The organism is Hydrogenophaga sp. SNF1, assembly GCF_034421675.1.
Classification (GTDB): Bacteria; Pseudomonadota; Gammaproteobacteria; order Burkholderiales; family Burkholderiaceae_C; genus Hydrogenophaga; species Hydrogenophaga borbori.
Genome location: NZ_CP139793.1, coordinates 2143929 through 2163350, shown reverse-complemented (window position 1 = coordinate 2163350; position 19422 = coordinate 2143929). Strand labels below are relative to the sequence as shown.

22 protein-coding genes are annotated in these 19422 nt (G+C 73.7%); 5 read left to right on the top strand and 17 right to left on the bottom strand.

Translation table 11 applies throughout. The features are described 5' to 3' along the window. The first annotated feature begins 223 nt into the window (after positions 1-223). The 4 genes from SOM08_RS10295 to SOM08_RS10280 are packed head-to-tail and all read left to right on the top strand — an operon-like array spanning position 224 to position 4102. Entirely contained in the window at positions 224-1561 is a 1338-nt protein-coding gene (locus tag SOM08_RS10295; protein WP_322470625.1) for an NAD(P)/FAD-dependent oxidoreductase, read from the top strand. Continuing rightward, complete coding sequence (locus tag SOM08_RS10290; protein WP_220377553.1) at positions 1558-2559, top strand: hypothetical protein; 1002 nt, start codon at positions 1558-1560, stop codon at positions 2557-2559. The genes SOM08_RS10295 and SOM08_RS10290 overlap by 4 nt, the downstream gene beginning before the upstream one ends. Beyond that, positions 2559-3368 carry a lysophospholipid acyltransferase family protein gene (locus tag SOM08_RS10285; protein WP_322470624.1) on the top strand — a complete coding sequence of 270 codons (810 nt, stop codon included), beginning with the start codon at positions 2559-2561 and terminating at the stop codon, positions 3366-3368. Before SOM08_RS10290 ends, SOM08_RS10285 begins: the two co-directional genes overlap by 1 nt. Further along, a complete protein-coding gene (locus SOM08_RS10280; RefSeq protein ID WP_322470623.1) occupies positions 3335-4102 on the top strand; it encodes a glycosyltransferase family 2 protein in 768 nt (255 codons plus the stop codon). The genes SOM08_RS10285 and SOM08_RS10280 overlap by 34 nt, the downstream gene beginning before the upstream one ends. Here the strand turns inward: SOM08_RS10280 and fabG are convergent. From fabG to SOM08_RS10200, 16 genes are all read right to left on the bottom strand, one after another. Continuing rightward, entirely contained in the window at positions 4083-4811 is a 729-nt protein-coding gene (fabG, locus tag SOM08_RS10275; protein WP_116957860.1) for a 3-oxoacyl-ACP reductase FabG, read from the bottom strand. The genes SOM08_RS10280 and fabG overlap by 20 nt on opposite strands. Beyond that, positions 4808-5290, bottom strand: a complete 483-nt coding sequence (locus tag SOM08_RS10270) for a 3-hydroxylacyl-ACP dehydratase (RefSeq protein ID WP_116957859.1) — start codon at positions 5288-5290, stop codon at positions 4808-4810. Before SOM08_RS10270 ends, fabG begins: the two co-directional genes overlap by 4 nt. Next, positions 5287-6105 carry a beta-ketoacyl synthase chain length factor gene (locus SOM08_RS10265; protein WP_322470622.1) on the bottom strand — a complete coding sequence of 273 codons (819 nt, stop codon included), beginning with the start codon at positions 6103-6105 and terminating at the stop codon, positions 5287-5289. Before SOM08_RS10265 ends, SOM08_RS10270 begins: the two co-directional genes overlap by 4 nt. Next, positions 6102-7292 carry a beta-ketoacyl-[acyl-carrier-protein] synthase family protein gene (locus SOM08_RS10260; RefSeq protein ID WP_322470621.1) on the bottom strand — a complete coding sequence of 397 codons (1191 nt, stop codon included), beginning with the start codon at positions 7290-7292 and terminating at the stop codon, positions 6102-6104. The genes SOM08_RS10265 and SOM08_RS10260 overlap by 4 nt, the downstream gene beginning before the upstream one ends. Before the next feature lie 22 nt (positions 7293-7314). Next, a complete protein-coding gene (locus SOM08_RS10255; protein ID WP_322470620.1) occupies positions 7315-8034 on the bottom strand; it encodes a class I SAM-dependent methyltransferase in 720 nt (239 codons plus the stop codon). A gap of 13 nt (positions 8035-8047) precedes the next feature. Then, positions 8048-8866, bottom strand: a complete 819-nt coding sequence (locus tag SOM08_RS10250) for a polysaccharide deacetylase family protein (protein ID WP_322470619.1) — start codon at positions 8864-8866, stop codon at positions 8048-8050. After that, a complete protein-coding gene (locus tag SOM08_RS10245) occupies positions 8863-9522 on the bottom strand; it encodes an alpha/beta hydrolase (RefSeq protein WP_322470618.1) in 660 nt (219 codons plus the stop codon). Before SOM08_RS10245 ends, SOM08_RS10250 begins: the two co-directional genes overlap by 4 nt. Beyond that, positions 9519-11855 (bottom strand): MMPL family transporter, encoded by a 2337-nt coding sequence (locus SOM08_RS10240; protein WP_322470617.1) that lies wholly within the window; start codon positions 11853-11855, stop codon positions 9519-9521. The genes SOM08_RS10245 and SOM08_RS10240 overlap by 4 nt, the downstream gene beginning before the upstream one ends. 55 nt (positions 11856-11910) lie before the next feature. Continuing rightward, on the bottom strand, positions 11911-12486 hold the full coding sequence (locus SOM08_RS10235; RefSeq protein WP_322470616.1) for a LolA-related protein: 576 nt from the start codon (positions 12484-12486) through the stop codon (positions 11911-11913). After that, entirely contained in the window at positions 12483-13400 is a 918-nt protein-coding gene (locus SOM08_RS10230; RefSeq protein ID WP_116957851.1) for an acyl-CoA synthetase, read from the bottom strand. Before SOM08_RS10230 ends, SOM08_RS10235 begins: the two co-directional genes overlap by 4 nt. A 46-nt stretch (positions 13401-13446) precedes the next feature. After that, entirely contained in the window at positions 13447-13749 is a 303-nt protein-coding gene (locus tag SOM08_RS10225; RefSeq protein ID WP_116957850.1) for a 3-hydroxyacyl-ACP dehydratase FabZ family protein, read from the bottom strand. Next, entirely contained in the window at positions 13736-15097 is a 1362-nt protein-coding gene (locus SOM08_RS10220) for an AMP-binding protein (protein WP_322470615.1), read from the bottom strand. The genes SOM08_RS10225 and SOM08_RS10220 overlap by 14 nt, the downstream gene beginning before the upstream one ends. After that, positions 15094-15756 carry a hypothetical protein gene (locus SOM08_RS10215; protein WP_322470614.1) on the bottom strand — a complete coding sequence of 221 codons (663 nt, stop codon included), beginning with the start codon at positions 15754-15756 and terminating at the stop codon, positions 15094-15096. Before SOM08_RS10215 ends, SOM08_RS10220 begins: the two co-directional genes overlap by 4 nt. 67 nt (positions 15757-15823) lie before the next feature. Continuing rightward, positions 15824-16111: a phosphopantetheine-binding protein gene (locus tag SOM08_RS10210; protein WP_116957848.1), complete on the bottom strand. Its 288-nt coding sequence runs from the start codon at positions 16109-16111 to the stop codon at positions 15824-15826. 27 nt (positions 16112-16138) lie between these two features. Further along, the gene (locus SOM08_RS10205; RefSeq protein ID WP_116957847.1) at positions 16139-17398 is read right to left on the bottom strand and encodes a beta-ketoacyl-[acyl-carrier-protein] synthase family protein; all 1260 of its coding nucleotides are present in this window, start codon (positions 17396-17398) and stop codon (positions 16139-16141) included. Between the two features lie 2 nt (positions 17399-17400). Beyond that, positions 17401-17640, bottom strand: coding sequence for an acyl carrier protein (locus tag SOM08_RS10200; protein ID WP_116957846.1), 240 nt, complete (start codon positions 17638-17640; stop codon positions 17401-17403). 138 nt (positions 17641-17778) lie between these two features. Between SOM08_RS10200 and SOM08_RS10195 the strand changes: the two genes are divergently transcribed. Next, the gene (locus SOM08_RS10195) at positions 17779-18483 is read left to right on the top strand and encodes a phosphatase PAP2 family protein (RefSeq protein ID WP_245980820.1); all 705 of its coding nucleotides are present in this window, start codon (positions 17779-17781) and stop codon (positions 18481-18483) included. On the opposite strand, the gene SOM08_RS10190 is transcribed toward SOM08_RS10195, so the two are convergent. Further along, entirely contained in the window at positions 18449-19405 is a 957-nt protein-coding gene (locus SOM08_RS10190) for a patatin-like phospholipase family protein (RefSeq protein WP_116957845.1), read from the bottom strand. The two genes, SOM08_RS10195 and SOM08_RS10190, sit on opposite strands and share 35 nt — an antisense overlap. Between the last annotated feature and the right edge of the window lie 17 nt (positions 19406-19422).

The following is a 19422-nucleotide window of genomic DNA, read 5'->3' as shown; positions in this document are numbered from 1 at the left end:
CTTAGTCTGAACACCCAAGGTTTGCTGTCATCGGTTTTTCTGGTTGTCTCCTCGGGTCCTTTTCGAAATTCGGTTTCATCGGACCCTTCACAGCCCTCACCCTTCGGTGAGGGCTTCTTTTTTTGGTTACATGCCCCCCCACTCTGGTGCCGAGTGGGCCTCCTAGAATCCCTGGATTTCCGCGCCGCCTCCCAAGGCAGCGCCCAGTGATCAGCGAGGTTTCATGCAAGCGACAGACACCGCGCCGCGCGACTGCGACGTTCTGGTGATCGGCGGCGGGCCGGCGGGCTCCACGGTCTCCACCTTGCTGGCGCGCCAGGGCCACCGCGTGGTGCTGCTCGACAAGGACCACCACCCGCGCTTTCACATCGGCGAGTCGCTGCTGCCGGCTAACCTGCCCCTGCTCGATCGGCTGGGCGTGGGCGAAGCCGTGCGGGCCATCGGCATGCTCAAGCCCGGCGCCGAATTCGTCTCGCCGCAGCACAGCCACACGCAGACCTATTACTTCGCCGACGCCTGGGACAAGTCCATGCCGACGGCCTACCAGGTCAAGCGGGCCGACTTCGACCACCTGTTGCTGCGCAACGCCGCCGAACAGGGTGTGGAGGTTCACGAGGGCACGCTGGCCCGCGAACTGCGCTGGGCCGCCGACGGCCAGCGTGTGGCATCGGTCGTCTCCACCGACGCACAGGGGCGCAGCACCGAATGGCGACCGCGCTTCCTGGTCGACGCCTCGGGCCGCGACACCTTCCTCGCGGGCCGGCTCAAGACCAAACAGAAGAACCCCGACCACAACAGCGCCGCCGTCTACGCCCACTTCCGCGGCGCGCGTCGCCACGAGGGCCAGGACGCCGGCAACATCACCATCTTCTGGTTCGAGCACGGCTGGTTCTGGTTCATCCCGCTGAGCGACGGCGCCACCAGCGTCGGCATGGTCACCTGGCCGTACCACATGAAGACCCGCGGCGGGCGCGAGCTGATGGACTTCCTGCTGGACAACATCCGCCATTGCCCGGCACTGGCCGAGCGCCTGGCCGGCGCGCAGCCCTCAACGCCCGCCGAGGCCACCGGCAACTACTCCTACCGCTCCACCCTCAGCCACGGCGCCGGCTTCCTGCTGCTGGGCGATGCCTATGCCTTCGTCGACCCGGTGTTCTCCTCGGGCGTGTGGCTGGCCATGAGCAGCGCGGAAATCGGCGCGCGCACCGTGGACACCTGCCTGCGCGAGCCGGCGCGCGCGGCCCAGGCCCTGCGCCGCTTCGACCGCCACATGCGCCATGGCCCGCGCGAGTTTTCCTGGTTCATCTACCGCATGACCAACCCGACCATGCGCGGCTTCTTCATGGAGCCGCACAACCCCCTGCGCATGAAGGAGGCGCTGCTGTCGGTGCTGGCGGGCGATCTGTTCGGCCGCACGCCGATCTGGCCGTCGCTGTGGGCCTTCAAAGGCCTGTACCTGACGGTCAATCTGGGCAACCCGCTGCGCAGTTGGCGGGCCTGGCGGCAGCGCCGGCGCAACATCCGGCCCGCCGCTTCGGCCAGTGCCTCCTCCAGCGCATGAGCGGCCTGCGATTGCTCACGCCGCGCGTCGTCGACGCTCTTGCCCCGTCCGGCGTGTTGGGCGGGGCCGCCCTGGACGGCGCGTGCGGCACGCCCGCCTGGCCCGAGCAGCGCCTGCGCATGCCGGGCGAGCGCGGCGCCGCGGCCGCCTGGCGCGAGGCCTGGGCCAGCGACGGCCCGCTGCAGCAGGGCCAGGACGGCGGCCTGCGCTGGCGCGGCGACGGCGACTGGCTGTACGGCCTGATCGAACTCGACGAGCCCACGCCCGACGCGCCCGAGCGCGGCGCGTGCCTGCGCGAACGCACCCGCGAGGCCTACCTGCGCCTGTTCGCCCTGCTCGGGGCGCGCGGCACGCCGCACCTGTGGCGCGTGTGGAACTACATGGCCGGCATCAACAGCGATGAGCAGGGCCTGGAGCGCTACCGCTGGTTCAACCTGGGCCGCCACGACGCCTACCAGGCCCTGGGCGCCACCGCCGCCGCCCAGATGCCGGCGGCCAGCGCCCTGGGCTGGGCGGGCCACGGGCCGCTGTCGATCGCCTTCCTCGCCGGGCGCCGGGCCCCGCGCCCGATCGAGAACCCGCGCCAGGTGAGCGCCTTTCACTACCCGGGCGACTACGGCCCGCGCCCGCCGCTGTTCGCGCGCGCGGTGCTGGCCGACTCGGGCGCCGGCGAGTGGCTTCTGGTCTCCGGCACCGCGAGCATCGTCGGCCACCAGACCGTGCACCCGGGCGACGTGGTCGCGCAATGCGAGGAAACCGCGCGCAACCTGCGGGCCGTGCTGGACGAGGCCAACCGCGCCACGCGCACCAGCGGGCATCGCGCCGAGGCACTCAGCCACCGCGTGTACGTGCGCCACGCGGCCGATTTCCCCGTCGTGCGCCGCACGCTCGAGCGCTGCCTGGGCGGCGCCGGCCTCACGCTGATGCAGGCCGACATCTGCCGCCAGGACCTGCTGGTCGAGGTGGAGTCCCTGGCCCACGGTGCCGTCCTGCGCTGATGCGGCTCACCCTGTCCCGCCCCACCCAGTGGCTGCAGGCGCTGCGCGAGCACCTGGCCATGGTGCTGGGCCTGGGCCTGCTCGCCACGCTGTGCCTGAGCTGGTCGCCGATCGCCCTGGTGCTGCACCACGCGCTGCCGCGGCGCTGGGGGCAGGCCGTGGGCCGGCGTGTGGCCACGGCCTGCTTCCGCTTCTACCTGGGCGCGCTGCGCGCGGCCTGCGGCTGCCGCTTCGATCTGGACGCGCTCGATGGCCTGGCCGGGCAAGGCCCGATGATCGTGGTGGCCAACCACCCCAGCCTGCTCGACGCCCTGCTGCTGGTCTCGCGCCTGCCCAACGCGGTCTGCATCATGAAGGCCGGCCTGATGGACAACCCGCTGTTCGGCGCGGGTGCCCAGCTCGCGGGCTATGTGCGCAACGACAACCTGCTGCACGTGATCCTGCAATGCCGCAGCGAACTGCGCAAAGGCACCCAGGTCATCGTCTTTCCCGAAGGCACGCGCACCACCGACTGGCCCATGAACCGCGTGCCCGCCTCCATCGGCCTGCTGGCGGTGCGCTCGCAGGTGCCGGTGCAGACGGTGCTGCTCGATTTCTCCAGCCCTTACCTGGGCAAGGCCTGGCCGCTGTGGCGCCGCCCCGAGCTGCCGCTGCGGGTGAGCGCGCGCCTGGGGCGGCGCTTCGAGCCGCCCAGCGACGCCCGCACCTTCACCGACGAACTGCAAAGCCACTTCGACCAGGCGCTCAAGAACGCCCAGGTCGCGTCCGCGAACCCATGCCCCAGCCGTCCACCACCCACCTCGTCCTGATCCCCGCCTACAACCCGGGCGAGTTGCTCGCGCGCACGGTGCGCGCGGCGCGCGCGCAGTGGGCACCGGTGTGGGTGGTGGTCGACGGCAGCACCGACGGCTCCACCGCCGAGGTGCAGGCCCTGGCCGCGCAGGACCCCCAGCTGCGCGTGATCGTGCTGCCCCGCAACCAAGGCAAGGGGGCGGCGGTGCTGGCGGGCCTGCAGGCCGCCGCGCGGGCGGGCTTCACGCACGCGCTGACCATGGACGCCGACGGCCAGCACCCGGGCGAACTGATCCCCCGCTTCATGGCCACCTCGCTGTCCCAGCCCGAGGCCATGGTGCTGGGCAAGCCGGTCTTCGGTCCCGAGGCGCCCGCGCTGCGCGTGCAGGGGCGGCGCATTTCCAACGCCTGGGCCAACATGGAAACCCTGGGCATGGGCGTCGGCGATTCGCTCTACGGCTTTCGGGTCTACCCGGTGCGCGCGCTCATCGACGTGATGCGTTCCACGCGCTTCATGCGCCGCTTCGACTTCGACCCCGAGGCCGTGGTGCGCCTGTGCTGGGCCGGCGTGCGCCCGATCAACGTGGACGCGCCGGTGCGCTACCTCGCCCCCGAGGAAGGCGGCGTGTCGCACTTCAAGTACCTGCGCGACAACCTGCTGCTCTCCTGGATGCACAGCCGGCTGTTCGCGGGTTTCGTGCTGCGGCTGCCCCGGCTGTTGTGGCAGCGGCTCAGGCCATCGCCCCGTTGATGCCGATCACCTGCCCGCTGATGTAGCCGGCCCGCTCGGAGGCCAGGAAGGCCACGAGATCGGCCACCTCCTCGGCGCGGCCCGCGCGCTGCATGGGCACCAGCTGCTTCACCGTGGCGGCGTCGAACACGCCGTCGGCCATGCCGCTGTCGATGATGCCGGGCGCCACGGCATTGACGGTGATGCCGCGCGCGGCCACCTCCAGCGCCAACGAGCGCCCCGCCGCGTGCAGCGCGGCCTTGGCCGCCGAGTAGTTCACCTGCCCGCGGTTGCCCACCACGCCGGACACCGAGGTGATGTTGATGACCCGGCCCCAGCGCGTGCGGATCATGGGCAGCATGAGCGGCTGCGTGATGTTGAAGAAGCCGTTGAGCGACACGTCGAGCACGCGGTCCCATTGCTCGCCCGTCATGCCGGGAAAGACGGCGTCGTCGTGCACGCCGGCGTTGTTCACGAGCACCTGCACCGGGCCCTGCTCAAGCAGGCCAGCCAGGGCCGCCGCGCAGGCCGCGCGGTCGGTCACGTCGAATCGGCAGGCGCTCGCCCGGCCACCGGCGGCCAGGATGCGGTCGACCACGGCCTGCGCGCGTTCCATGCCCTGGTTGGCGTGCACCAGCACCTCCAGGCCGTCCTGCGCCAGGCGCTGCGCGATGGCCGCGCCCAGGCCGCCGCTGCCGCCCGTGACCAGGGCCCGTTTCGGGGCCGTCATGCCGCCCCCCCGTCGCTGGCGAGGCCCGCGGCATCGAGCACCACCGCCGCGCGGCCATCGGCCAGGGCGCCGCGGGCGCCCTCGACGCTGAAGCCGTAGAGCACGTTTCGCGCATCACCCGACAGGCGCTCGGCGCGCACGCGCAGCGGCGCGTCGGCGGCTTCGATGCTCAGCGTGTGCAGGTTCACCCCCCGCACGCTGGCCAGGTAGCCCGCGCGCGGCGCCTCGTGCAGGCCGGCGACCAGGGCGCCGTGCACGGCCATGGCCTGGGCCGCGTATTCGATGGCGTGCACCGCGCCCAGGGCGCCATCGGCGCCGCGCAGCGGGTGTGTGGCCAGGCTGTCGAGCCGCGCCTCGCAGTGGATGGCCTCGGGCGACCAGTGCCGCACGGCGTCGAGCAGGCACATGTCGAGCTGGTGGGGGATGCGGCGCGCGATCGCGTCGCGGTCGAGCGGGGCGTGGGGGGTCGGGTCGGTCATGGTTGGCGGGGCGTGAAGCGCAGCCGCAGGTGCTGGGGCGCCAGGTAGTCCAGCACCACGGGGCGATCATCGCCGCGCGCGATGCGCTCGAGCAAGGGCAGACCGCGCAGCGCGGGAAAGGCCCTGCGCAGGCCGTCCAGCGGCGCCGCCGCCAGCGTGTCCACCGGATCGCGCGTGAGCGCGCCGTGCAGCGTGCCCAGGCTTCGCTCGCGCGGCGCGGTGCCCAGCCAGAGCGCGATGCCCGCCGCATCGGGCACGGGCCGGCAGGCGTGCAGCGGCTCGGGGTACTCGCTGTCGTAGGCCACCAGCAGCACCTCGGGCGCGCCGTCGAGCAACTGGCCCACGGCGTCGATCCAGCCCGCACCCAGGCTGGCGTCGTGGGCGCACAGCACCTGGCTCGGCGCCATGGAGCGCGTGGCGATGCCCCAGTAGCCGGCCGCCGCGTTGTGCACCGAGTTGTGGAATCGCGTGGGCGAGATGGCGCGGTCCTCGCCCGCCAGCTGTTCGCACAGGGCGTGGCAGTTGTGGCCGTCGGCGCCGGACGAGGTGAAGACCGTGGCGATGTCGGCCGGGTCCTGTCCGTCCAGCGCGCGCTGGCCCAGCGCCAGCGCCAGGCGCACCACGCGGCTGGCGCGGCGGCGCTCGGCGGCCGGCAGTGCCTGGGCCGGCGGCAGCACCGAAGGCGCGTGCGCCCAGGCCTGCTCGCCGCGCAGCACGGCCGCGGCCTGGGGCCAGTCGGCCAGGCCGGGGGCGATGATGGAGACGCCGTGCAGCCAGACGGCGGTGTGCGGTGCGGCGTGGGGGCGCTGGTTCATGCTTGGCCCCCACCGAACACGAGGCTGCAATTGCTGCCGCCAAAGCCGAAGGAGTTGGAGAGCGCGTACCGCAGCCCGGGCGCGGGCGCGCCGTCGAGGCGGTAGTCCAGTTCGAGCGCCGGATCGAGTTCGCGCGTGCCGGGGCTGCCGGGGATCCAGCCCTCGCGCAGCGCGATGGCGCAGGCCACCGCCTCCAGCGCGCCGGCCGCGCCCAGCGTGTGGCCGGTGGCGCCCTTGATGGACGAGCACGGCGCACCGCGCCCGAACAGCGCGGCCACGGCCAGGCCCTCGGCCGCGTCGTTGGCCGGCGTGGCGGTGCCGTGCAGGTTGATGTAGCCGATCTGGTCCGCCCGCAGGCCAGCCGAGCGCAGCGCGGCCTGCATGGCCAGGCGCGCGCCCAGGCCCTGCGGGTGCGGGGCCGACATGTGGTGCGCGTCGCTGGACTCGCCCACACCCAGCAGCCGCACGGCGGCCGGTGCGCCGTCGCGCTCCAGCAGCGCGAAAGCCGCCGCCTCGCCGATGGAGATGCCGTCGCGCCGCGCATCGCTGGGCCGGCAGGGCTCGGCCGAGGTGAGTTGCAGCGAGGCGAAGCCGTACAGCGTGGTGAGGCAGAGCGAATCGACGCCACCCACCACGGCGGCGTCGATGGTCCCCGCCGCGAGCTGGCGCGCGGCGGCGGCGAACACCTTGGCGCTGGACGAGCAGGCGCTGGACAGCGCCATGGCCACGCCCTGCAGCCCGAAGGCGGCGCGCACGAAGGCGCTCACCGAGCCGGTGTTGTGCGTGGTGTCGTAGTGGAACCAATCGGGCAGCGCGCCCGTGGCGGGGTCGCGCTCGCGGTAGGCCAGTTCGGTCTGCAGGATGCCCGAGGTGCTGGTGCCGACGAACACGCCCACGCGGTCCGCGCCGTGGCGGGCCACGGCCTCGCGCACGCGCTCGGCGAAGCCATCCTGCTGCAGGCCCATCCAGGCCAGGCGGTGGTTGCGGCAGTCGAAGGCGCTCAGCGCGGCCGGCAATGCCACGGCGTCGACGCCAGGCACCTCGCCGATCCAGGTGGGCAGGTCCACGGTTTCGAAGCGGCAGGGCGTCAAGCCACTGCGCGATTCGCGCAGTGCCCGCGTGTGCTCGGCCAGGCCCTGCCCCAGGCAGGAGGTGGCGGTGTAGGCGGTGAGGGAAACGGCTTGCATGGGGAAACCCGGGACGCGGCGCTCAGCGCACGCGGCAGTACAGCATGACGTTGGCCAGGGGCTTGTTGCCGCTCATGTCGCGGCTGTCCACCTCGAAGCCCAGCGATTCGAGCTCGGCGCGCCACTCGGCCAGCGGCCGCGCGTACAGGCGCGAGAGCCGGTGCCCGCGCGCGAAGGTCACCACGCGGTCGATGTTCAGGCCCATCTGGTAGCGCCAGCCGGCCGACGCGTCGCCGATGCGGGTGAGGAACACGCCGCCCGCCGGCAGCGCGGCGCGGATGCGCGCCAGCAGCTCGCTCTGGCGCTGGTGGTCCACGTAGTGCAGCGCGTCCAGGATGGTGATGGCGTCGGGCCGGCCGAGCTCGGTGCGTGTCATGTCGCCGCGCTCGATGCGCACCACCGGGTGCGTGGCGCCGAAGGCCTGGGCCGCGCGGTCCACGTCCTTGTCCATCAGCTCGATGCCGCGCAGCGCGCGGGGGGTGGGCGGCGGCGCCCAGTCGGCGGGCCAGCGGCCCCGCGCCGCCAGCTGCTGCGCGGCCAGCAGCCAGGAAAACAGGCTGCCCTGCCCGCTGCCCAGGTCCAGCACGCGCGGCGCGCCGCTCAGCAGGCCGCGGCGCAGGATGTCGTGAAAGATGGTGTCGTGGCCGAGTTTGCCGCGCGCGTAGTGGTACGCGAAGCGACCGCCGGCGCGGAAGCGTTCGCTGGCGTGGTCGACCAGTTCGTGTACGAAGGCGTGGCTCATGCGAGGGACGGGATCATTCAAGGGATTGGAACAGGGTCTCGGGCCGCAGCCCCCGGCGGTGCGCCTCGGCCATGACGGCGGGCAGCGCGTGCAGCAGGGCCGGCTGACCGTCGGGGGCGCGCGCGGCGTGGCCGTCGTGCAGCAGCAGGATGTCGCCAGCGGCGAAGCCGCGCAGCAGCCGGCGCTGCACGGTGGCCGGATCGCCGGTGCGGGTGTCGAAGCCGCGGCGCGTCCAGCTGGCGTGCCGCAGGCCCAGGCCGTGCAGCACCGGGTCGAGGAAGGGATTGCGCAGACCGGCCGTGGGCCGGAAGAAGCGCGGCGCCTGGCCGGTGATGTCGCTCAGCGCGGCCTGCGCGGCGGCGATGTCGCGCCGCATGCGGCCGGGCCCGAACAGCGAGAAGGCATTGGAATGCGACTGGCCGTGGTTCTCCACGCGGTGTCCACGCGCCACGATGGCGCGGCACAGCGCCGGCTGCGCCTGCGCGCGGCGGCCGATGCAGAAGAAGCTGGCCTTGGCCCCGAGTTCGTCGAGCAGGTCCAGCACGCGCGGCGTGATCTCGGGGTCGGGGCCGTCGTCGATGGTGATCGCAAAGGCGCCGCGCGCGGCCGCGGCCGCGGGCAGGTGCACCCAGTTCTCGCCCAGCCATTGCGAGCGCGGCCACAGGCCCGCGGCCACCACGGCCGCATGGTTGGCCACCACACCGCTCGCCAGCCAGGGCCACCAGCCGGGCTGCCACAGCCCCGCGCCCAGCGCAGCGCCGTGCAGCAGCACGCTGGCCTGCAGCAGCGGCGCGGGCCGCCAGCGCGGGCCGTTCAGCCGGGCCGGCGTCATGGCGCGCCCTCCCCGTCCGCCGCCCAGGGCCGCCGCGCCACCAGGGCGGACCACAGGGCCTGCCAGCAGGCCCAGTCGTGACCGCCGTCGATGCGCAGCACGCGCTCGGCGGGCAGGCGCGCGGCCATGCGGTCCATGCCGTCGGCGAAGCGGTCCTGGCGGCCATAGCCCATCCAGGCCACGGGGCGCGGTGGTGCTTGCTTCCACCAGGCCCAGACCTCAAAGGCCGGGTCGCTGTCGTCGGGCGCAGGGCCGGGCCAGGCGTCCAGCCCGCCCGCGCGTTCGATGGCGTTCCAGGCCAGCCGATCGCCCGGGTAGGGCGCCAGCAGGCACAGGCCATCGACCAGGTCCGGGTGGCGCCGCGCGCACAGCACGGCCTGCCAGCCGCCCAGCGAAAGACCGCCCAGCCAGACGCGGCGCCCCGCCTCGCGTGCGGGCCGCAGCCACTCGGTGGCCAGGGCCTCGATGGCGTCGGCGCCGTCGTAGCGCTGTGCCTGCAGGTCGAGCGCCACCATGTCGATGGCCTGGCCCGCGGCGGCGGCCTCGGCGTCCCAGCCTTGCGCGGCCACGTCGGCGGCGCCCATGGCCGCGCCGGGCAGCCAGACCAGGCGGCAGGGGGCCTCGCCGGTCCAACCCGCGAAGCGCTGGGCCTTCATGGGACGGGGTCCTTGTGCGCCGGCGTGAGCACCGCCGACAGCAGCAGCGCCAGCACCGCGCCCGGCGCCACCGTCACACCCACCGCCTGCAGCACCGGCACCGAGGACAGCGAGAGCACGCCGAAGCCGATGGCCGTGGTGGCGCAGGCCACCAGCACCGACAGCAGGGCCCGCGGATCGGCGTGCGGGTCGCGCCGCCAGCGCTCGATGAACAGCGAGTAGTTGGAACCCACGGCCACGATGAGCAGCATGCCGATGAGGTGCAGCAGGTGCAGGCGCACGCCCAGCGCGTGCAGGCTGGCGATCACGATCAGCACCGCCGCCACGATGGGCAGCAGCACGCCCAACAGGCGGCCCGGCCCGCGCAGCGAGGCGCCCAGCACCAGCACGATGCCCGCCAGCCCGGCCAGCGACAGCGCGATGGCCTCGCGCAGGTAGCTGCCGTAGAGCGATTCGAATTCCTGCTTCAGGTCGACGAAGCGCGCACCGCTGCCCTGCAGCGCCGCGCGCAAGACCTCGGCCGGCAGGTCGGCGCCGACCGCGCCGGGCGCGGGGCGCAGCGGCAGCAGGGCGGTCCAGCCATCGGCGTGCGGCTGCAGCAGCGAGTCCACGGCGATGGCCAGGGCCGAGCCGTCGAGGTCCTCGCGCCGCAGCGGCGCGGCCGCGCGCGCCTGCGCCACGGCGTCCACGAAGGGCTTGAGCCGCGCGGCCGACAGGGGCTGCCCCTGCAACGCCAGGTTCAGGTCGCGCGACAGCGCCTCGGGCGCGGGCAAGGCGCGCTGACGCTCACGTTGCAGGGCCTCGCTGGGCAGGAAGCGCGCGGGGCTGTCGTAGCCGCCGATCAGGCCCTGCGCCACCAGCGGCTGCAGGCGCGCGGCGGCCGCCTCGGCGCCGCGCAGCGCGGCCTCGCGGTCGCTGGCGCGCACCACCACCATGTAGCGCGCGTCGGGCGCGCCCAGGTCGCCGCGCAGGCGGGCGTCGCGCTCGGCGTCCTGCGGGCTCACGCTGGACAGGGCGGACAGGTTCGGCTCCCACAGCGTGTCGCGCTGCACCACCAGCCAGGCCAGCGCCAGCAGCGCCGCGCCCAGCACGGGCCAGCGCCAGGCCCGCAGCGCCAGCACGCGCGGCGTCACCCAGGCCGGCAGCTCGGGCGTGCGCGCCACCTGGCCGCCGGCCATGGCGGGCAGCACCAGCCGCGTGGTCAGGGCGGCGACGAACACACCCGTCATGGCGTACAGGCCGAGCTGCGCGAGCCCCGGGAAACCCGCGAACAGCAGCGCGCCGAAGCCCAGCACCGAGGTGGCCACGCCCAGGCGGATGGTGGGCCAGAAGTTCTCGTGCCAGCGCCGGCCCTCGCCGCTGTCCTCGCGCCCGGTCTGCACGAAGTAGTAGATGCCGTAGTCCACCGCCTCGCCCACCAGCGCGGCGCCGAAGCCGGCCGTGATGGCGAACACCGAGCCGTGCACCTGCCCCACCGCCACCAGGCCCGCGAGCGAGCCGCTCACCGCCGGCACCAGGGTCAGCAGCAGCGGGCGCCAGCGCCGGAACATGCACCACAGCAGCAGACTGATGCCGATGGCGCTGAACAGGGTCAGCCGCGCGACGTCGGCCTGGATGGCTGCTCGCGTCTTCACCGCGAACACGCCGGGCCCCGACACCTCCAACCGCAGCGCGCCCGGCGGCAGCGCGTCGAAGGCGGCCTGCACGCGCGCCACGGCCTCGGCCTGGCCGTCGGTGTCCGCGCCCGCCGCGCGCGTCTGCAGCAGCAACATCGCGCGCGCGCCGTCGCGCGACACCCAGACGCCCTCGGCCATGTTGGGCTGGCCCTGCGACTGCCAGCCCATCAGCACCTCGAAGGCCTCGCCCGTGGGGTCGGACGGGAACCGCGCCTTGAACGGCAGCCCCGCCGGCGAGGACACGATGTCGATGGCGTTGAGGATGGCCTCGCGCAGGCCCTCGGGCGTGAAGCGCTGCGGTCCCACGGCCGGGCTCAGCGTGTAGCGGTGCTTCTGCAGCAGCGCGAACTCGCGGTCCAAGGCCTCCAGCTCGCCGTTCTGCACCGAGACGAAGGCGCCGTCGGCCGAGAGCCGCTGGCGCAGCGCGCGCGAAGCCTCGGCGCGCGCCGCGCTGTCGCCGCCGTCGATGGCCACCATGAGCAGGCGCGAGACCACGCCCTCGCGCAACTGCTCCACCAGCACCTGCTGCTCGGCGCTGGGGTGGGAGGGCAGGAAGAAGGACAGGTCGGTGGTGAAGCGCGTGCGCGAGGCCAGCCAGCCGCCCAGGGCCATGGCCAGGGCCCAGGCGAGCACGATCCACGCGGCACGGCGGGTCATCGGAGCCCCCCCGGGCGCGCTGCGGTGCGAGCGCCTTCGGACGGCCGGGCGGCGCTCACGGCTTGCCCACCGGTTCCAGTCGCATCTCGGTGCGGTCGCCGTCGGACTGGCTGTAGTCGATGCGGTCCACCGCGACGCCCACGCCCGAGATGACGATCTGCGTGACGATGCCGCGCAGGCGCGCCTGCAGCGGCTCCAGCGTGAGCGTCCAGCGCTTCTCGGGCTGGCCCTGCAGGGCCACGCGGTAGTGGCGCTCCAGCGCCGCGCGGTCGCCCTGCAGGGTGCTGCGGATGCTGGCCACGAAGGCCTCGACCTCGGGGCGCTGGCTCACGGGCATGCTCATGCGACGCTGGTCGCGCTCCAGCGTGAGCGTGTCCTTGTCGAGCAGCAGGCGCTCGGGCCGGGGCGAGAGCGTGCGCCGCTCCAGCCAGTCGGGCGCGCGGTAGCTCATCTCGCCGCGCGAGACCAGGGGCGCGTCGAGCATGGCCATGTGGCGCCGCTCGACGAAGCGCACCGTGCCGCCGGGGTGCGCGGCGAGCAGGGCCATCAGGCGCTCGAGTTCGTCGGCCGCGCGCGCGGCCGTCAGGGGCAGCAGCATCAGCGCCAGTAGCCAGAGCCTGCGGGAGATCATCGTTGCCAGAAGTCGAAGAAGTTGAACCAGTTGAACGGCGCCTGCCGGCAAGCGGCCTGCAGGCGCTCCACGTAGGCGGCGCGGGCCGCCTGGATCGCGGCATCGCGGGCCGCGCCACGGCCAACCGTACCAAAGTCGGCCAGCGGTTCGAACACCAGCCGGTAACGGTTCGCACCCAGGTACAGGCCTGCCATGAAGAAGACCGGCCGGCGCAGCACGGCGGCCACGCGCCAGGGCGCGACCGGAAAGGCCGCGGGGTCGCCCAGGAAATCGTGCAGGGCGCGGTCGTCCGCGTCCAGCGAGCGGTCGACCAGCATGCCCACCAGGTGGCCCTGCTCCAGCCGCTGCGCGGCCTCGACCATGGAGTCGGGCCGGCCCAGCGGCACCACGTCCTGCCGGGCCTCAGGGTTGATGGCGGCGAGCGCGGCGCGCATCTGGCGCGCGTTGTCCTCGTACATCAGCATGCTCACCTGAAGGCCGGGCCGCTGGCGGCCCACGCAGCGCAGGGCCTCGAAGCTGCCCAGGTGCGCGCCCATCAGCAGCACGCCACCGCTGTCCATGGCGCGCAGCAGCGCCTCGGCGCCCTGCACCTCCACGTCGAACAGGTCGACACGTCCGTTGAGCAGGTAGACACGGTCGTGCACCGTGGTGGCGAAGCTCAGCAGGTGGCGGTAGCGCTCGCGCCAGGTGGGCGGGCGGCCCAGGGCGCGGCGCAGGTAGTCGCGGCTGGCCGCGCGCGGGCGCGGCGCGAACAGCAGAAAGTACAGCGTGGCGCCGTGCAGCACCGCGCGGCTGAGCCGTCGGCCCCCCCACAGCGACAGGCGCACCATGAAGCGCAGCAAGCCCAGGTGGCCACGCTCGGGCCGCTGGCGCCACTCGGGCAGCGCGCGCCCATTCACCGGGTGCCCCCCCATGCCGCGCACCGCGGGGCTGGGTGCCTGGGGAACGGCCGGGCAGCGCTCATGCGTCCACCGGCCGCAGCTGGCCGGTGGCCACCGGCTCGCCACCGCGCGTGAAAACGAAGGCGAAGCCCGTGCGGGGCAAGGCACTCAGGCTCAGCCGCAGTTCGTCGCCGGGCCGCACGGCTTGCAGGAACTTGGCTTGCGGCAGGCCCCAGCCGCGCGCGCCGGGCGCCAGTTCGCGCGCCGCGCGCAGGGCCTCGTCCAGCAGCACCACGCCCGGCAGGATGGGCTGACCCGGGAAATGCCCCGCGAAGGCCGGGTGGTCCGGGGGCACGCGCCAGACGCGCTCAAGAAGGCTCACGCAGCACCTCGCGGCGGTACAGCGCAGCCAGCGCCTCGCGCGTGAGCTTGCCGGTGGCGTTGCGCGGCAGCGCCGGCAGCAGCACCAGCGGGCGCGGCAGGAAGATGGCGTCGACGCGCTCGCGCAGCTCGGCCAGCAGCGGCGCCGGCTGGCGGCCGGGCGCCACCGCGAAGGCCACCAGCCGCGTGACGGCGGCGTCACCGCCCGGCGCCTCGGGCAGGAAGAAGGCGGCGTCGAGCACGCCCTCGAGCCCCGCGAGCTGGCGGTTCAGGTAGGCCAGCGACGTGCGCTTGCCCGCGATGTTGATGAGGTCGGCGTGCCGGCCGTGCAGCACGAAGCGGCCGTCGGCCAGCGGCTCGATCAGGTCGGCCAGCGGCACGGTCCCCTCGACATGCCCGCCCTCGGCGCTGGCCACGTCGCCCGCGAACCGCAGGCGCGCGCCGGGCAGCAGCGTCCAGGCCGGGCCCGCCACGGTGCGCCGGCTGGCCAGCGCGGAGGACTCGGTGGAGCCGTAGATCTCATGCAGTTCGGCGCCGCAGGCGGCCTCGGCCTGCTGCGCCAGGCCCTCGGCCAGCGGCGCGGTGGCCGACAGCAGGCGCTGCGGCAGGGCGCCCGACGCGGCGCTGGCCAGCCAGTTGGCCAGGTGAAAGGGCGTGGTGACCAGCAGGCGCGGCGCCGGCACGGCGGCCAGGGCGTCGTTGATGTCCTGCGGGAAGAAGGGCTTGCCCGACCAGAAGCTGCAGCCGCCGTGCAGCGCCAGCAGAAAGGTGGATTCGAAACCATAGCTGTGCTGGATGGGCACGGTGCCCACCAGCACGTGCGGCGTGCGGTCCAGCCCCAACGCGGCGGCCTCGGCCTGGCCGTTGCGCACCAGGCGGCCCCAGTGCTTGGGGTGCGGCTGCGGCCGGCCGGTGGAGCCCGAGGTGAACAGCACGGCGGCCCGCCGGGCGTCGTCGATCCAGGGCATCTCGGCGACCGGCGGGCGGCCGGCGCCGGGGCGCGCGGCCACCTCGCGCCGGGGCAGCCCGGCGGCCTCGGCCGCGAGCGACATCTCGGCGCCGTCGACCAGGCACAGCGCGCCCGGGAAGTCCTGCGCCAGCTGGCGCAGGCTCTGCGGCGCCAGCGAGGACGGCTGCAGGCTCACGCGCCCGCGCAGCAGGCCGGCGGCAAAGCCCACGGCGAAGCGGTAGCGGTCCTCGCAGAGGTTGATGAGATCGCCCTCGGGCGGCAGCGCTTGCGCGAAGGCCACGGCGTCGGCCAGGAATTCGCCCACGCGCACCGGGCCGTCGGGGCACCAGGCGAACACGCCGTCGATGGCGTGCACGCTGATCAGCGGGGAAAGGCTCATGGCTGCCCCCGCGCCGACTGGCGGCGTTCGCTGTCGGCCCGCCAGGCGCGCAGCACGGCCGACAGGCTGGGCCGCTCGTGCGGCGGCAGCGCCAGCCGCCGCCACAGGGTTTCCAGCAGGAACGTCAGGCCCACCAGGGGACCCGTGAGCACGTTGGCGTGCAGCGACCAGAGCTCGCGTGGCGCGAACAGGAACAGCGCGGTGGACACCAGCGCGTTCAGCACGAAGAAGGCGGCCCAGGCGGCCGTGACCTGGCGCGTGTAGCGCAGGTGGCCCGGCGAGAGTTCGGCGCCATGCACCAGGCGCGCCAGCCGCGTGACCAGCGCGTCGCCCGGCCCCAGCAGGCTGGCGCCGAACAGCGCCGCCAGCGCGAGGTGGATGCCCAGGTGCTGCAGGTAATACAGCAGCGCCACCTCGCCGCGCAGCCAGGGCCACAGCCCCCACAGCAGCGCCGCCACCGCCAGCCAGGCAAGCCGGCGCAGCGCCGGCCGCGCCAGGCGCGCGAAGGCGACGGCCAACGCCGCGGCGAAGGGCGCCACCGCCACCGCCACGTGCAGGTCCACCGGCCCGCGGCCCGTGCTGCCGAGGTGCGAGGCCACGACCCAGCCCAGCAGCAGCAGGCCGGACGCGGCGGCGCGCAGCGGGGCCGATGGGCTCATGCGATCCGGCGCCGGGCCGCCCCCGGCCAGGCCTTGCGACCCGCGCCGCGGTGGAGCGTGCGGGTTTTCATGTGGTGCGCTGGCGCGTGATGTGGGCCGCCAGCGCGCGTGGGCTGGCGAAGATCTTCTGGTTGTTCTCGCTGTCCGAGCGCATCGGGAAACCGTAGCGCTTGGAGATGACGAGCGCGATCTCGAGCATGTCGATCGAGTCCAGGCCCATGCCCTCGCCGTACAGGGGCGCGTCGGGGTCGACCTCACCCGGGCTCAGCTCCAGGTTGAGCGCCTCGATGATGAGCTGCACGAGTTCGGGAATCAGCTGCTCCACGGCTTCGGCGTTGACGGTGTCTTCCTGCATGGCGAACTCCTGGGGAGCGTGAGGTGATCAGTGGGCGGGGGCCGCGAACGCCAGCACGACGTTGCTGCCGCCGAAGGCGAAGGAGTTGGACAGCGCCACGCGCAGGCCGTTCGCGTGCCGGCCCTGTGGCACATGGTCCACGCCCTCGCAGGCCGGGTCGAGGCGGCCCGCCAGATGGGCGGTGGGGGGGATGGCTTGCTCGCGCAGGGCCATGGCCGTGACGACGGCCTCGATGGCCCCGGCCGCGCCCAGCAAGTGACCGTGCATCGATTTGGTGGAACTCACGGGCAGGCGCTCGGCCTGTTCGCCGAACACCTCGCGCAAGGCCTGCACCTCGATCGGATCGCCTTCGGGCGTGGCGGTTCCGTGGGCGTTGACGTAGTGCACCTCGCGCGGGGTCAGGCCGGCATCGTCCAGCACGGCGCGCAGGGCGCGCACCTGGCCGGCGCGGTCGGGCCGCACCAGGTGCGTGTGGTCGCAGTTGGTGGCGAAGCCGATGAGTTCGCCGTGGATGCGCGCGCCGCGCGCCACGGCGCGGTCCCAGTTCTCGAGCACCAGCGCCGCCCCGCCCTCGCCCAGCACCAGGCCATTGCGATCGTTCGAGAAGGGCCGGCAGGCGCTGGGCGCGGTGTGCTCGTCGCCACGCGCGAGCACGCGCATGGCCTCCCAGGCCTTCACCACGCTCACGGACTGGCAGACGTCGGAGCCGCCGGTCACCATCAGCTCGGCCTCGCCCGAGCGCACGCGGCGAAACGCCTCGCCGATGGCCATGGAGGCCGAGGCGCAGGCGGCGGTGTGGCTGCTGCTCACGCCGCCCAGGCCCAGCTGGATGGAGATGTGCGCGTTGGCCGCGTTGTTCATGCCCATGACCACCGACAACGGCGACACCCGTTCGCGGCCCTTGAGCCAGAGCTCGCGCGCGCCCCGCTCGTGCGCCGCCAGGCCGCCCAGCGCGGTGCCCCACAGGCACCCCCATTGGCCGCGGTCGCTGCCGTCCTCGGCGGCCGACCGGGCCAGGCCCGCGTGGCGCCAGGCCTTGAAGACGGCGGCCATGCCCAGCTGCGAGAAGCGCTCCATCATGGACGCCAGCGGCTTGCCCAGCTCGCGCTCGGCGTCGAAGCCCTCGCAGCGCACGTAGGGCAGGCACAGGGGGCGCGGCTCGTCCTCGGTGACCATCCACCGCACGGCCGATTCGCCGGCCCACACGCGCTGAAAGAAATCCTCGAGATCGCCGCCGTAGGGACTCACAAGGCCCAGGCCGGTGATCGCGACGCGGTGCCGCGCCATGCTCACTCCGTCTTGCTGGGCACGAGCGATTCGATGACCGCCACCATGTCCGCCACGCTTTTGGGCGGGGTCTGATCGGAGGGGATCTCGATGCCCAGGCGGTCTTCGGCCTCGAACATGAGCTCGGCCAGCATCAGCGAATCGACGCCCAGCTCGGCCAGGGCCGCCCCGGGCACCACGGCGGACTCGGCCACGCCCAGGCGATCGACGAGAAACTGGCGGATCAGTTCGATGGCGTTCATGTGGGCCCGAAAAAAGTGCGGAATTATAGTGAGCGCCCCTCAGGCCGCCCTGGGGTGTACCACCCCGACGGGGGATGTCACACGCCTCGGGTACAGTGGCCCCCGCTCTACCCCACCACAGCACCCGCGCCCGCCGCCTTGACCGCCACCCCCGCACCGGCCTGGACCCGCGCCCTCGCGCGCCGCTTCTTCGCCCTGTGGCCGCTCAAGGCCGTGGGCACCACCGCCTTCATGGTGCTGTTCTTCCACGCCTACTTCTGGGTACTGAAAAACCCCTCGGGCGAATCGCTGGAGCTGCCCCTGCTGGCGCCGGACCGCTGGGTGACGTTCGAACCCTGGGCCATCTATGCCTACGGTTGGCTCTGGGTCTACGTGTCGGTGGCGCCGGGCCTGCTGGACCGCTGGCGTCCGCTGGTGCGCTATGGCGCCTGGGTGGCGCTCATGTGCGCGCTGTGCCTGGCGATCTTCTGGCTCTGGCCCACGCGCACACCGGTGTTCGACGTCGACTGGTCGGCCTACCCGCGCCTGGCCTTCCTCAAGGGCATCGACGCGTCCAGCAACGCCTGCCCGTCGCTGCACGTGGCAGCGGCGCTGCACGCGGCCTGCTGGCTGCATTGGCACCTGCGCGAGCTGGGCGCGCCGGCCTGGACGCGCTGGGTCAGCGCCTTGCAGTGCGTGGCCATCGTGTGGTCCACCATGGCGATCCGCCAGCATGTGTTCATCGACGTGCTGGCCGGCGCGGCCGTGGGCCTGCTGTTCGCCTGGCTGTCGATCCGCTCGGAACGCGCGGCCCAGGCCAGGCCCCCCGCTACAGCGGCCGCCGCTGCGCCAGCAGCGCGTTGAGCCGAGGCAAGGCCGCGCGCATGGCCTCGCGCCCGGCCTCGATGGCGCGCTCGCGCGAGGAAAAATCCGCGCCCCCCATGCCGTTGAGCACCGGACGCACCACCAGGTCGGCCGTGGCGAGTTCGTGGCGGTTGATGCTCTGCCCCATGATGGCGAAGGTCTGCAGCAGCACGTCCAGGTTGCCGGTGGCGGCGTTGGTCTCGGGCGTGGCGGAGATGTCCACCGCGAGCACGATCTCGGCGCCCATCTCGCGCGCCTGGCGCACCGGCACCGGCGCGGTGAGGCCGCCGTCTACGTACTCGGTGCCGCCGATCTTCACCGGCGCGAACACGCCCGGCACGGCGCTGGAGGCACGCACCGCGAGCGCCGCGTCGCCACGGCGAAACAGCACGCCACGGCCGGTGTGCAGGTCGGTGGCGAGCACGCCCACGGGCAAGGCCATGTCCTCCAGCAGCTTGCCGTCGATGGTGCGGCGCACGTAGCGCGCGAGCGCCTCGCCGCGCAGCAGCCCCCGGCCCAGGATGGGCAGCGACCAGTCGGCGATCTCGGCCTCCTGCATGCGCAGCGCCAGGCGCTCCAGTTCCTTGCCGGGCATGCCGCTGGCGTAGAAGGTGGCGACCAGGCTGCCGGCCGAGGTGCCGGCGAGCAGGTCGGGCCGGATGCCCACGCGCTCCAGCTCCTGGATGACGCCGATGTGCGCGAAGCCGCGCGCCGCGCCGCCGCCCAGCGCGAGGCCCAGGCGCGGCGGGCGCGTGAGCGTCACGGGTGGCGTCACGGGCGGCACCACGGGCTCGACCACCACCGGGGGCACCGGCCTGTCGGGCGCCTGCGGGGGCACGAGGGCACAGCCCGTGATCAGCAAGGCCAGCGCGCACGCCCACGCGCGGCCACCGGGGAACCATTGAAAGCGCTTAAGAATCATTCTCGTCTCTGCTAGCA

Coding starts and splice junctions, on each gene's coding strand:
- SOM08_RS10240 (WP_322470617.1), bottom strand. CDS start 11,855: ATGACCCGCCGTGCCGCGTGGATCGTGCTCGCCTGGGCCCTGGCCATG.
- SOM08_RS10260 (WP_322470621.1), bottom strand. CDS start 7,292: ATGCAAGCCGTTTCCCTCACCGCCTACACCGCCACCTCCTGCCTGGGG.
- SOM08_RS10200 (WP_116957846.1), bottom strand. CDS start 17,640: ATGAACGCCATCGAACTGATCCGCCAGTTTCTCGTCGATCGCCTGGGC.
- SOM08_RS10210 (WP_116957848.1), bottom strand. CDS start 16,111: ATGCAGGAAGACACCGTCAACGCCGAAGCCGTGGAGCAGCTGATTCCC.
- SOM08_RS10230 (WP_116957851.1), bottom strand. CDS start 13,400: ATGGGGGGGCACCCGGTGAATGGGCGCGCGCTGCCCGAGTGGCGCCAG.
- SOM08_RS10255 (WP_322470620.1), bottom strand. CDS start 8,034: ATGAGCCACGCCTTCGTACACGAACTGGTCGACCACGCCAGCGAACGC.
- SOM08_RS10190 (WP_116957845.1), bottom strand. CDS start 19,405: ATGATTCTTAAGCGCTTTCAATGGTTCCCCGGTGGCCGCGCGTGGGCG.
- SOM08_RS10270 (WP_116957859.1), bottom strand. CDS start 5,290: ATGACCGACCCGACCCCCCACGCCCCGCTCGACCGCGACGCGATCGCG.
- SOM08_RS10285 (WP_322470624.1), top strand. CDS start 2,559: ATGCGGCTCACCCTGTCCCGCCCCACCCAGTGGCTGCAGGCGCTGCGC.
- SOM08_RS10280 (WP_322470623.1), top strand. CDS start 3,335: ATGCCCCAGCCGTCCACCACCCACCTCGTCCTGATCCCCGCCTACAAC.
- SOM08_RS10205 (WP_116957847.1), bottom strand. CDS start 17,398: ATGGCGCGGCACCGCGTCGCGATCACCGGCCTGGGCCTTGTGAGTCCC.
- SOM08_RS10265 (WP_322470622.1), bottom strand. CDS start 6,105: ATGAACCAGCGCCCCCACGCCGCACCGCACACCGCCGTCTGGCTGCAC.
- SOM08_RS10245 (WP_322470618.1), bottom strand. CDS start 9,522: ATGAAGGCCCAGCGCTTCGCGGGTTGGACCGGCGAGGCCCCCTGCCGC.
- SOM08_RS10290 (WP_220377553.1), top strand. CDS start 1,558: ATGAGCGGCCTGCGATTGCTCACGCCGCGCGTCGTCGACGCTCTTGCC.
- SOM08_RS10295 (WP_322470625.1), top strand. CDS start 224: ATGCAAGCGACAGACACCGCGCCGCGCGACTGCGACGTTCTGGTGATC.
- SOM08_RS10220 (WP_322470615.1), bottom strand. CDS start 15,097: ATGAGCCTTTCCCCGCTGATCAGCGTGCACGCCATCGACGGCGTGTTC.
- SOM08_RS10250 (WP_322470619.1), bottom strand. CDS start 8,866: ATGACGCCGGCCCGGCTGAACGGCCCGCGCTGGCGGCCCGCGCCGCTG.
- SOM08_RS10235 (WP_322470616.1), bottom strand. CDS start 12,486: ATGATCTCCCGCAGGCTCTGGCTACTGGCGCTGATGCTGCTGCCCCTG.
- fabG (WP_116957860.1), bottom strand. CDS start 4,811: ATGACGGCCCCGAAACGGGCCCTGGTCACGGGCGGCAGCGGCGGCCTG.
- SOM08_RS10215 (WP_322470614.1), bottom strand. CDS start 15,756: ATGAGCCCATCGGCCCCGCTGCGCGCCGCCGCGTCCGGCCTGCTGCTG.